10 protein-coding genes and 1 pseudogene are annotated in these 11442 nt (G+C 65.4%); 2 read left to right on the forward strand and 9 right to left on the reverse strand.

Annotated features, from left to right (window positions below; all coding sequences use genetic code 11):
• Positions 1 to 10: 10 nt before the first annotated feature.
• The 6 genes from recJ to PMN64_RS13980 all read right to left on the reverse strand — a co-directional run bounded on the left by recJ (position 11) and on the right by PMN64_RS13980 (position 6926).
• Positions 11 to 1852, reverse strand: coding sequence for a single-stranded-DNA-specific exonuclease RecJ (recJ, locus tag PMN64_RS13955; protein WP_411781089.1), 1842 nt, complete (start codon positions 1850 to 1852; stop codon positions 11 to 13).
• 55 nt (positions 1853 to 1907) lie between these two features.
• Positions 1908 to 2627, reverse strand: a complete 720-nt coding sequence (locus tag PMN64_RS13960; RefSeq protein WP_411781090.1) for a haloacid dehalogenase type II — start codon at positions 2625 to 2627, stop codon at positions 1908 to 1910.
• A gap of 150 nt (positions 2628 to 2777) precedes the next feature.
• Entirely contained in the window at positions 2778 to 3776 is a 999-nt protein-coding gene (gene glpX / locus PMN64_RS13965; RefSeq protein WP_028332190.1) for a class II fructose-bisphosphatase, read from the reverse strand.
• A gap of 79 nt (positions 3777 to 3855) precedes the next feature.
• Positions 3856 to 5175 (reverse strand): homoserine dehydrogenase, encoded by a 1320-nt coding sequence (locus tag PMN64_RS13970; RefSeq protein WP_411781091.1) that lies wholly within the window; start codon positions 5173 to 5175, stop codon positions 3856 to 3858.
• 38 nt (positions 5176 to 5213) lie between these two features.
• Complete coding sequence (locus tag PMN64_RS13975; protein WP_016842955.1) at positions 5214 to 6434, reverse strand: LL-diaminopimelate aminotransferase; 1221 nt, start codon at positions 6432 to 6434, stop codon at positions 5214 to 5216.
• Between the two features lie 216 nt (positions 6435 to 6650).
• Positions 6651 to 6926: a hypothetical protein gene (locus tag PMN64_RS13980; RefSeq protein WP_016842954.1), complete on the reverse strand. Its 276-nt coding sequence runs from the start codon at positions 6924 to 6926 to the stop codon at positions 6651 to 6653.
• Positions 6927 to 7217: 291 nt separating this feature from the next.
• Between PMN64_RS13980 and PMN64_RS13985 the strand changes: the two genes are divergently transcribed.
• On the forward strand, positions 7218 to 9026 hold the full coding sequence (locus tag PMN64_RS13985) for a PHA/PHB synthase family protein (RefSeq protein ID WP_411781092.1): 1809 nt from the start codon (positions 7218 to 7220) through the stop codon (positions 9024 to 9026).
• An 88-nt stretch (positions 9027 to 9114) separates the two neighbouring features.
• A complete protein-coding gene (locus tag PMN64_RS13990; RefSeq protein WP_038386775.1) occupies positions 9115 to 9513 on the forward strand; it encodes an MAPEG family protein in 399 nt (132 codons plus the stop codon).
• A gap of 46 nt (positions 9514 to 9559) precedes the next feature.
• Here the strand turns inward: PMN64_RS13990 and PMN64_RS13995 are convergent, their stop codons facing one another.
• From PMN64_RS13995 to argC (PMN64_RS14005), 3 genes and pseudogenes are all read right to left on the reverse strand, one after another.
• A complete protein-coding gene (locus PMN64_RS13995; protein ID WP_411781093.1) occupies positions 9560 to 10153 on the reverse strand; it encodes a class I SAM-dependent methyltransferase in 594 nt (197 codons plus the stop codon).
• A gap of 14 nt (positions 10154 to 10167) precedes the next feature.
• Entirely contained in the window at positions 10168 to 11148 is a 981-nt protein-coding gene (gene argC / locus PMN64_RS14000; RefSeq protein ID WP_411781094.1) for an N-acetyl-gamma-glutamyl-phosphate reductase, read from the reverse strand.
• Between the two features lie 120 nt (positions 11149 to 11268).
• Positions 11269 to 11442 (reverse strand): annotated as a pseudogene (gene argC / locus PMN64_RS14005) (N-acetyl-gamma-glutamyl-phosphate reductase); the annotation flags it as partial.

Here is an 11442-nt window from a genome sequence, read left to right on the forward strand (position 1 = left end):
CCAACGTTTCTTATCGGATCACCGTCGGGCCCTGATCCGGCACCGCGACGTCGAGGACACGGAATTGCACACGTTCGGTGCCTTGCCAACGGTCGACCGCAAGAGAGCCCGCCACGTGCAATTGTTGCCCGCGATTTTGCGTCAAGGCGCTGCCGAGCTTCTGTCCGACGGAACGGAACGCGATACCGTTGACGATGGAGCCGTCGCCGGACTTGAAGCGCAGCCGCAAATGCGCCTGCCCGACCTCGTCGGCATAGACCAGCTGATGCGACGGCAGCGCGATCACCGGTTCCGGATTGGCGCTGCCGAACGGGCCCGCGCGATTGAGCGTCGCGGCGAACTCCGGCGTCACCGCGCGCGCGGTCACGGCGCCGTCGATGAACAGCTCGTTCTCGTGACGCGAATTGGCGACGTCGGCCGCCAGCGCGCTCTCCATGTAGGCGCGGAATTCGGCGAGCTTCTCCTTGCGCAGCGTGACGCCGGCCGCCATCGCGTGGCCGCCGCCCTTCATCAGGAGGCCGTCATGCACCGCCTGCCGCACCGCCTTGCCGAGATCGACGCCGCCGATCGAGCGGCCCGATCCGGTACCGATGCCGCCGGGCTCCAGCGCGATCGCAAACGCGGGACGCGCGAACTTCTCCTTCAGCCGCGCGGCGACCAGCCCGACCACGCCGGGATGCCAGCCTTCCGCCGCTGTGACGATGACGGCGCCCTTGTCCTCGAGCCCGAGCGAAGCCAGCGCCTCGGCCTCGGCCTGTGCCTCGGCCGCCTGCTCGATGACGCGCCGTTCGGCATTGAGGCGATCGAGCTCGGCCGCGATCCGCGCAGCTTCGGAGACGTCGCCTTCGAGCAACAACCGCACGCCGAGATCGGCGCGCCCGATACGCCCGCCGGCATTGATGCGCGGTCCCAGCATGAAGCCGAGATGCCAGGCCTCCGGCGGGCCGTTGAGGCGCGCGACATCCATCAGCGCGGTGTGGCCGACATGGTCGCGGCGGCGCATCGCGATCAGGCCCTTGGCAACGAAGGCCCGGTTGAGCCCGATCAGCGGCGCGACGTCGGCCACGGTGCCGAGCGCGACGTGATGCAGCACGCTGAGCAGGTCCGGCTCCGGCATCTCGCCGGTCCAGAAGCCGCGCTGGCGCAGTTCGCGATTCACCGCGACCAAGGTCACCAGCACGAGGCCGACCGCCGCGAGATGGCCGAGCCCCGAGAGATCGTCGGGCCGGTTCGGATTCACCAGTGCGTCGACCTCGGGCAACACATCGCCGGTCTGATGATGATCGATCACGACGACCGACATCCCGAGCTTCCTGGCTTCCGCCAGCGGCTCGATGCTGGTGGTGCCGCAATCGACCGTGACGAGCAGCGTCGCGCCCTTTGCCGCCAGCGCGCGCACGGCGTCGACGTTCGGCCCGTAGCCTTCGAAAATGCGGTCGGGAATGTGGATCAGCGGGTCGAGCCCGCAATGGCGCAGATGCCAGGTCAGGAGCGCGGCCGAGGTCGCGCCGTCGACGTCATAGTCGCCGAAGATCGCAACCTTCTCGCCGCGATCAGCGGCATCCGCAATGCGCTTGGCTGCATGCTCCATCTCGGTGACCGTGTGAGGATCCGGCATCAGCTTGCGGATGGTCGGATCGAGGAAGTCGGCGACCTCGTCGATCGCGACGTCGCGCCCCGCCAGAACGCGCGCCAGCATTTCCGGCAGGTTGTGACGCTGCACGATCGCGAGCGCCCGCGCCGCCCCGCGCGCATCCAGCCGGTCGCGCCAGAGCTTTCCGGTCAGCGACCGCGTCACGCCGAGGAACGCCTGTGGCGCCTCGACGGGCAGTGCGGATGCGTGCAGCGTCATGATCCTTTCCCAATCAGGCAGGAATCGTAACGCTTCGATGATTTGTGGACCAGTTCTAGCAGCCCATCCGGCCGGCGATTTCCCCGAAATCCTTGGCCACGATGTCCCATTCGCCGGTAGCCTCGAAATCGTACTTCTGCAGCGGGCCGTATTCGGTCGGACGCGCGACGAAGGCGGTCTTCAGGCCGAGCTTCTGCGCGTGCTTCAGGTCGTAATTGTGGGCGGCAACCATCATCACCTGCTCCGGCGGCAGGCAGAGCAGCTTCGCGGCGCCGAGATAGGTTTCAGGGTCGGGCTTGTAGTGCTCGAACAGCTCGGCCGACATCACGAGGTCCCAGGGCAGGCCTGCGAACTTCGCCATATTGGTGAGCAGCGCGACGTTGCCGTTGGAGAGCGGCGAGATGATGTATTTGGTCTTCAGCCGGGTCAGGCCGGCGACGCTGTCGGGCCACGCGTGCAGGCGATGCCAGCCCAGCGTCAGATGCTGCAGGTCGGCCTCGGTCAGCCCCTTGACGTCGAACTGCGCGACGAGTTTTTCCAGCGAGCGGCGGTGCAATACGTCCAGGATGACGTAGCCGTTCTGCGGGTTCTTGCGCACCTCGTCCATCGAGGCCGCATAGACCGCGCGCCAGCCATCGACCAGCGCGGTCCAATCGGCCTTGATGCCGCGCGTCTCGCCCCATCTGGTGAAGTCGTTGATCAGGCTGGTGCGCCAGTCGACCACGGTCCCGAACACGTCGAATACCAGCGCCTTGACTCCGGACAGATCGGACATGCGCGTCTCCCTTTGTTGTTGTTTTTGGCCCGTCGTTCCGGGGCGATGCGAAGCATCGAACCCGGAACCTCGAGATTCCCCGATGCGCAATTGCGCATCTGTGGTTCGCGCTTCGCGCGCCCCGGAATGACGGTCGTTGTAGGCTCGTCCTCAGTCGAGGTGGAATTTCTCGAGCTGCCGATGCTCGGCCTTGATGTAGCGCACGGTGCCGGTGACCGAGCGCATCACGACGGTCTCGGTCTCGATCACGTCCTTCTTGAACTTCACACCGGTCAGCAGCGAGCCGGTGGTGACGCCGGTGGCGGCGAACAGACAGTCGCCCTTGGCCATGTCCTCGATGCCGTAGATCATCTTCGGATCGGTGACGCCCATCTTGTGGGCGCGCTCGCGCTTCTCCTCGGTGTCGAGGATCAGGCGGCACTGCATCTGGCCGCCGATGCAGCGCAGCGCCACCGCCGCGAGCACGCCCTCGGGCGCGCCGCCGGTACCGATATACATGTCGACGCCGGTCTCATCGGGCTTGGCACAGTGAATGACGCCGGCGACGTCGCCGTCGGTGATCAGCTGCACGGCAGCGCCGGTCGAACGCACGCTGTTGATGATGTCGGCATGGCGCGGACGGTCGAGCACCAGCACGTTGATCGCGCTGGGGTCGACGCCCTTGGCCTTGGCGAGCCGGCGGACGTTGTCGGCCGGCGGTGCGTCGAGCTCGATCACATTCTTGGCGTAACCCGGACCGATCGCGATCTTCTGCATGTAGACGTCGGGCGCGTGCAGCAGCGTGCCGCCATCGGCCATCGCCATCGTGGCGATCGAGCCCGGCATGTTCTTGGCGCACAGCGTGGTGCCTTCGAGCGGGTCGACCGCGATGTCGACCTTGGGGCCGGCGTTGAGGCCGACCTTCTCGCCGATGAACAGCATCGGCGCCTCGTCGCGCTCGCCCTCGCCGATCACGATGGTGCCCTCGATCGGCAGCTTGTTGAGCTCGCGCCGCATCGCATCGACCGCGGCCTTGTCGGCGGCCTTCTCCTGGCCGTGGCCGCGCAGCCGCGCGGCCGACACCGCCGCGCGCTCCGTCACGCGCACGATTTCGAGCGTCAGGATGCGCTCGAGCAGCATCTGCGGCGGAACGGAAATATGGGTCGACATCGGCGTACTCCTTAAGCCTCGGGGACAGGCCAGCCTGCCCGCATCAATCGTCTCACGCCCGACCCGTTCAGGCCATGCGCTAGTTTTTCTCGATCCGGATCACCTGCGGCCGGCCGCTGATGACCTTATCGCGCTGCACTGCGGCCAACGCGCGATGCACGGCATCCTCGCTGGTCGCATAGGTAATCAGAATGACCGGGACCGGTGAAGGTTTTTTGGCCGCACCGTTCACATCGACGCCATCCGGATGCCGTTGCACGATGGATTCCAGAGATATCTTCTGTTCCGCCAGGCGGGTGGCGATTGTTGCGGCAGTGCCTGCAAGATCGCGCGCCATCAGGCGGATATAATAGCCACCCTCATGGCGTTCCATCGGCGCCTTGGTGGTGTCGCGCAACCGATCCACCGGGCGTCCGAACGGCTTGGCACGGATGCCGCGGGCGACGTCGGCGATGTCGGCGACCACGGCCGAAGCCGTCGCGCCGCCGCCGGCGCCGGGTCCCACCAGCGTGATCGGCGGAATCCCCTCGCCGTCGATCGCGACCGCATTGGTGACGCCCATCACCTGCGCAATCGAGGATGATTTCGGCACCATGGTCGGATGCACGCGCTGCTCAATGCCCTTTGCCGTGCGCACCGCGACACCGAGCAGCTTGACGCGGTAACCGAGTTCCGCGGCGGCCTTGAGGTCTTCCGGCGTGATCGAGGAGATGCCTTCGACATAGACCGCGCTTTCCGCGACCTTGGTTCCGAAGGCGAGGCTCGCCAGGATTGCGAGCTTCTGCGCGGTGTCGTGACCATCGACGTCGAACGACGGGTTGGCTTCGGCATAGCCGAGACGCTGGGCGTCCTTCAGACACTCCTCGAACGACAGGCCCTCCTGCTCCATCCGGGTCAGGATGTAATTGCAGGTGCCGTTGAGGATGCCGTAGACGCGGTTGACGCTGGTGCCGGCGAGGCCCTCGCGCAGCGTCTTGATGACCGGGATCGCCGCACCGACCGCCGCCTCGAAATTCAGCGCGCCGCCGTGCTTCTCGGCAGCCGCGGCGAGACGCAGTCCATGCTTGGCGATCAGCGCCTTGTTGGCGGTGACGACCGACTTGCCGGCTTTCAGCGCGGTCTCGATCGCGGACAGCGCGGGATCGCCGGCGCCGCCCATCAATTCGACGAAGCAGTCGATATTGGGATCTTCGGCGAGCGCCTCGGGGCTCTTCGCCCAGGCGATGCCGCGCAGGTCGAGGCCGCGCTTCTTGGCTTTCGAGCGCGCCGTGACCGCGACGACGCGAACGCCGCGGCCGCTGCGCTCGGCCAGCGCCCGTCCTTGCGTTTCGATGAGGCGGACGACATCGGCACCGACGGTGCCGAGCCCCGCTATGCCCACGTTCAGGGGTGCGACCATGGATTTAAGGGACCTGGAGATTAAGCAACCTGGAAGGATTAGCGTCGGTTGGCGAGAGGAACGACGTTGTGCAACGTTTCGATGCCGCTTTCAAGGAAGCGGCGCACGCCGCGCGCGGCCTGCCGGATGCGCTGCTCGTTCTCCACCATCGCGATGCGGACATAGCCCTCGCCATGCTCGCCGAACGCCACGCCGGGCGACACCACGACGCCGGATTTCTCCACCATCAGGGTCGCGAACTGCATGCTGCCGACCGCCTCGAACGCCTTGGGCAGCGGCGCCCAGGCGAACATCGAGGCCTGCGGCGGCGGAATGTCCCAGCCGGCGCGGCCAAATGACTCGACCAGCGCATCGCGGCGCTTGCGGTAGGTGTCGCGCATCTCGCGGATGCAGTCGTCGGGACCGTTCAGCGCCGCGGTCGCCGCCACCTGGACCGGCGTGAAGGCACCGTAATCGAGATAGGATTTGACCCGCGCCAGCGCCGCGATGATCCGCTCATTGCCGACCGCAAAGCCCATGCGCCAGCCCGCCATCGAGAACGTCTTCGACATCGAGGTGAACTCGACGGTGACGTCGATCGCGCCGGGCACCTGCAGCACCGATGGCGGCGGATTGTTCTCGTCGAAATAAACTTCGGCGTAGGCGAGATCGGACAGGATGAAGATGTCGTGCTTCTTCGCGAACGCGACGAGGTCCTTGTAGAAGTCGAGGTCCGCGACATAGGCGGTCGGGTTCGACGGGTAGCAGACGATCAGCGCGATCGGCTTCGGGATCGAATGGATGATCGCCCGCTCGACCGCCTCGAAGAACTGCGGCGTCGGCTCCGACGGCACCGAACGGATCACGCCGCCCGCCATCAGGAAGCCGAACGCATGGATCGGGTAGCTCGGATTGGGGCACAGCACGACGTCGCCGGGCGCCGTGATCGCCTGTGCGACGTTGGCAAAGCCCTCCTTCGAGCCGAGCGTCGCAACCACCTGGGTGTCGGGGTTGAGCTTGACGCCGAAGCGGCGCGCATAATAGGCGGCCTGGGCCTTGCGCAGGCCGTTGATGCCGCGCGAGGCCGAGTAGCGGTCGGTCCGCGGCTTGCCCAGCGTCTCCTTGAGCTTCTCGATCACATGCGGCGGGGTCGGCAGGTCCGGGTTCCCCATGCCCATGTCGATGATGTCGGCCCCGGCGTTGCGCGCGGCCGCCTTGGCCTGGTTGACCTTCTCAAAGACGTAAGGCGGCAGACGGCGAATGCGGTAAAAATCTTCCATGGGACCCTTGCTCCGACAACCGCGATGCCAGAATCGACCCCCTTGGTCCAGTTTGCGGAAGCCGGCTCGGCCTCTGACAGAAATCGCACTGAATCAATGACTTAGAGCGAATTCAGGCGCACGATCTGGGGGCTGCGGCCGGATCTGCGGTTGAACTGGGTTTCTTTTAGCACGGACACCGGGCGGCGCCAGCGCTGATCGGCCGTTTGTCGGGCGCTACTTCCCGCTTTGGGCGGCCGTCGAGGCCTGGCGCGCGCGCGCGGCAATCAGCTCCTGCTCGATCTTGGCCTGGTCCGCCGGCTTGATCGTCGGATCGGCACGGTCGGGCGGAAGATCATGGACCGGCAGGTAGCCGCCGGCGTCCTTCTCCCGCGCCGGCGCATCGGCCGGCATTGTCATATCGGCGATCGTGCTCGAGCACCCGCTCAGCGCCACCAACGACGCGAGCAGCACTGCGGCCGCGAGCCCCCTGTTCATTCGATCGATCGGCATGCGCCGAATTGTCCCCAACAAGCTAGCGCGCACGTCGCACGTTGCCGACACGGGTCGCACTGGTACGAGCCTTGCAGCGTCCCCGCTGCGTTAATTCCGACTTTAGCGTTTCAAACCATTGTCGCCCGAAACGCTTAAAGCGGGAACACCAAAAGCGACCCCTGAGGCTTCAATATGACGGAACAAAGATTTTTTCTCGCACCGCAACAGAGCGAAATGCTGGATTTTGACTGATTTGCGTTGCCGCACCGCGCGATGACGCCCTCCAAACGACGCGATATTGTACCTCAGATGAGCAACGTTAGTACCGACACCCAGACCGCCCCGAAATTCAACGCCGAAGCCTTCGCGATGAACATCGCGCGGGCCATGGAGAGCAGCGGCCAGGCGCTGGCAGCCTATCTCAAGCCGCGCCAGACGGGAGAAGTCCGCGACAAGCCGCCGAATGAGCTCGGTGAGGTGATCAAGACCTTCAGCGTGATCGCCGAATACTGGCTGTCCGACAAGGAGCGCGCCTCGTCGCTGCAGATGCAGCTCGGCAAGGACTACCTCGACCTCTGGGGCTCGGCGGTACGCCGCATGGCCGGCGAGGCCGATGCCAGGCCGGCGATCGCCCCGGCCCCGCGCGACAAGCGCTTCCAGGATCCGGAATGGAAGTCGAACCAGTTCTTCGACTTCATCCTGCAGCTCTATCTGCTGACCTCAAAATGGGCGCAGCAGCTGGTCCATGACGCCGACGGGATCGATCCGCACACGCGCAAGAAGGCCGAATTCTACGTCCAGCAGATCACCAACGCGCTGGCACCGTCGAACTTCGTGCTGACCAATCCGGAGGTGCTGCGCGCCACCGTCGAGACCAACGGCGACAATCTGGTGCGCGGCATGAAGATGCTGGCCGAGGATATCGAGGCCGGCCACGGCACGCTGCGGATCCGCCAGTCCGACTCGAGCAATCTCGAAGTCGGCGTCAACATGGCGACGACGCCGGGCAAGGTGATCTTCCAGAACGAGCTGATGCAGCTGATCCAGTATTCGCCGGCGACCGAGAACGTGCTGCGCACGCCGCTGCTGATCGTGCCGCCCTGGATCAACAAGTTCTACATCCTCGATCTGCGCCCCGAGAAATCCTACATCAAATGGTGCGTTGACCAGGGCGTCACGGTGTTCGTGATCTCCTGGGTCAATCCGGACAAGGAGCTCGGCAAGAAGACCTGGGCCGACTACATGACCGAAGGCCCGCTCACGGCGATGGACGTGATCGAGAAGGTCACCGGCGAGATGAAGGTGCACACCGCCGGCTATTGCGTCGGCGGCACCCTGCTCGCCTCGACGCTCGCCTATCTCGCCGAGAAGCGCCGCCAGCGTGTGACGTCGGCGACGTTCTTTGCCGCGCAGGTCGACTTCACCCATGCCGGCGATCTCCTGGTGTTCGTCGACGAGGACCAGATCTCGGCGCTCGAACGCGACATGCAGGAATCCGGCGTGCTCGAGGGCAGCAAGATGGCGATGGCCTTCAACATGCTGCGCTCGAACGACCTGATCTGGTCGTATGTCGTGAACAATTATCTGAAGGGCCAGACGCCCTCCTCGTTCGACCTGCTGCACTGGAATTCGGATGCGACGCGGATGCCGTCGTCGAACCACTCCTACTACCTGCGCAACTGCTATCTGGAGAACCGGCTGTCGACCGGCACCATGGTGCTGGACAACACGCTGCTCGATCTGTCGAAGGTGAAGGTGCCGGTCTACAACCTCGCCGCCCGCGAGGATCACATCGCGCCGGCGGAATCGGTGCTCTACGGTTCGCAGTTCTTCGGCGGCCCGGTGAGATATGTGCTGTCCGGCTCCGGCCATATCGCCGGCGTGGTCAATCCGCCCGCGTCGAAGAAGTACCAGTACTGGACCAACGACAACATCAAGGACATGAAGCTCGCCGACTGGCTGAAGGCCGCCGAGGAGCACAAGGGTTCGTGGTGGCCCGACTGGCGCGGCTGGCTGGAAAGCCATGATCCGGAGACGGTCCCGGCGCGCATGGTCGGCTCCAACGGCACGCAGGTGCTCGAGGACGCCCCGGGCAGCTATGTCCGCGTCCGCGCGTAGCGCGTCTTCGCGTAGCGCCAAGTCTCCCGCTCAGCTATAAACAGACGGTCCCGACGGTCGGGAATCGAATTCACGTGAGGGGGAGACGATGACGCGCGAACTGTTCTGGCTGTCGCTGACGGTGATCCTGACCGGGCTCTTGTGGATTCCCTACATCATCAACCGCTGCCAGGTGCGCGGCCTCTCCGGCGCCATGGGCAACCCCTCGCGCAACGACAAACCGCACGCGGAATGGGCCAACCGGCTGATGTTCGCCCATGACAACGCGGTCGAGAACCTCGTGATCTTCGCGCCGCTGGTCCTGATCCTCAACGCGGCCGACTATTCCACCAAATGGACCGTGCTCGCCTGCGCCGTCTATTTCTGGGCCCGCGTCGCCCACCTGATCGTGTACACGCTCGGCCTGCCGGTATTCCGCACCCTGGCCTTCACGGTCGGCTTCCTCGCCCAGGCGGTGCTGGCGCTCGCGATCTTCAAGATCGTCTGATCCAAATGTTCCCGCCGGTTGCCGCGACAGCCGCGCCGGCGCGGCATCAACTACCCGCTCTTGCCACCACGATATGCAGCATCGTCGCGGGCGCCTCGTCAAAGCTCTTGATCTCGCTGGTGTCGGACGAGACTTGCGTCCACGCCCCTGACGCGGCGTAGGTCGCAGCGAGCCAGTCCGCCGCGGGATAATTGTAGTAGCGGCCGATGCTGTCGCGGCCATCGCCATGGCCGATCTTGTAGCTCGCGTAGAAAACGCCACCGGGTTTCAGCGCCCGATGGATGCGGCCGATGATGCCGGCCAATTCGTCGCGCGGCACGTGCAGCAGGCAGGCGCTGGCCCAGACGCCGTCATAGGCTTCGCGGTCCTCGAGCTCATCGAACAGCATCACCTCGACGGGATGTTTGATGCGGCGCGCCGCGACCTCGGCCATCTCGGGCGACCCGTCGGTCGCACGCAGCACAAAGCCTTCGGCGAGCATGACCGCGGCATGATTGCCCGCGCCGCAGCCGAGTTCGAGAATCGCGCCGCCCGGCGGCAGCAGCTTCAGAAAGCCGATCAGCCGGGTGGACGGGGCTTTCGCCCACCCGGCATAGGCCTCGGCATTGCGCCGGTAGAATTGCAGCGTGGCGTCGTCCACGATCCGCTTCGCCGTCAGCTGTCGGCCAGCCCGAGCATCAGCCGCATGTTCTGGACCGCGGCACCCGAGGCGCCCTTGCCCAGATTGTCGAGCCGCGCGACCAGCACCGCCTGGTGGTGCTTGTCGCTGGCGAACACATAGAGCTCCAGCTGGTTGGTCTCGTTGAGCGCCTCCGGCTCGAGCCGCCCGCCCTTGGCGGCCTCGTTCTGCAGCGGCATCACCGAGACATATTTGCTGCCGGCGTACCATTTCGCCAGAACCGCCTGCAGATCGGCACCATCAGGCTTGCCCGGCAGCGCGTCGAGTGGCAGCGGCACCGAGACCAGCATGCCCTGCCGGTAGTTGCCGACCGACGGGATGAAGATCGGGCGCCGCGTCAGATGCGAATAGAGCTGCATCTCCGGCACGTGCTTGTGCTCGAAGCCGAGGCCGTAGAGCTCGAATGCCGGCGCCGAGCCGTCCTCGAAGCTGGCGATCATCGACTTGCCGCCGCCCGAATAGCCGCTCACCGCGTTGACGGTGACCGGATAATCCGCCGGCAGCAGGCCGGCGTCGACGATCGGCCGCAGCAGCGCGATCGCGCCGGTCGGATAGCAACCCGGATTGGAGACCTTGTTCGCGTTACGGATCTTGTCGGCCTGGTCGGGCGCGAGCTCGGGGAAACCGTAGGCCCAGTCGGGCGCAACGCGATAGGCCGTCGAGGCGTCGAGCACTTTCGGCGCGGCAGTGCCCATCGTGTCGATCAGCGCCACGGTCTCCTTGGCGGCCTCGTCAGGCAGGCAGAGGATCACGAGATCCACCTCCTCCATCAGCGCGCGCTTGGCACCGGCGTCCTTCCGCTTGTCCTCGGCGATGTGCTTCACCGCGACGTCGCCGATCGAGAGCAGCCGCTCCTGGATACCGAGGCCGGTCGTGCCGGACGCGCCATCGACGAACACGGTGGCCTTGGTCGCACCGCTTTTGGTTTTCGGTTGGTTGGTGTCGGTGAGGGTCATGGCACGTTCCTTTCGAGCTCGTTCATTTCGTTTAACACATCTGGCCGCGCCTGCGCCGCCAAAGGGGATGGGCAGTTATCCTTAGATTGAGCGCCCCTCGCCAGCGACAACAACCCCCGCTCATGGAAACAGCGCGATCTGCTCCAGTCCGGTGGTTTCGGGCAAGCCGAACATCAGGTTCATGTTCTGGATCGCCTGTCCGGCCGAACCCTTCACAAGATTATCGAGCGTCGAGAGCACGATGGCGCGGTTCTTGATCCGGTCGGCGACGACGCCGATCTGAACATAATTCGA

Source organism: Bradyrhizobium sp. UFLA01-814, from assembly GCF_046718885.1.
GTDB lineage: Bacteria > Pseudomonadota > Alphaproteobacteria > Rhizobiales > Xanthobacteraceae > Bradyrhizobium > Bradyrhizobium elkanii.

Bases quoted from the DNA above. Each gene is read 5' to 3' on its own strand.
- recJ (WP_411781089.1), bottom strand. From the start codon at position 1,852: ATGACGCTGCACGCATCCGCACTGCCCGTCGAGGCGCCACAGGCGTTC.
- PMN64_RS13960 (WP_411781090.1), bottom strand. From the start codon at position 2,627: ATGTCCGATCTGTCCGGAGTCAAGGCGCTGGTATTCGACGTGTTCGGG.
- glpX (WP_028332190.1), bottom strand. From the start codon at position 3,776: ATGTCGACCCATATTTCCGTTCCGCCGCAGATGCTGCTCGAGCGCATC.
- PMN64_RS13970 (WP_411781091.1), bottom strand. From the start codon at position 5,175: ATGGTCGCACCCCTGAACGTGGGCATAGCGGGGCTCGGCACCGTCGGT.
- PMN64_RS13975 (WP_016842955.1), bottom strand. From the start codon at position 6,434: ATGGAAGATTTTTACCGCATTCGCCGTCTGCCGCCTTACGTCTTTGAG.
- PMN64_RS13980 (WP_016842954.1), bottom strand. From the start codon at position 6,926: ATGCCGATCGATCGAATGAACAGGGGGCTCGCGGCCGCAGTGCTGCTC.
- PMN64_RS13985 (WP_411781092.1), top strand. From the start codon at position 7,218: ATGAGCAACGTTAGTACCGACACCCAGACCGCCCCGAAATTCAACGCC.
- PMN64_RS13990 (WP_038386775.1), top strand. From the start codon at position 9,115: ATGACGCGCGAACTGTTCTGGCTGTCGCTGACGGTGATCCTGACCGGG.
- argC (WP_411781094.1), bottom strand. From the start codon at position 11,148: ATGACCCTCACCGACACCAACCAACCGAAAACCAAAAGCGGTGCGACC.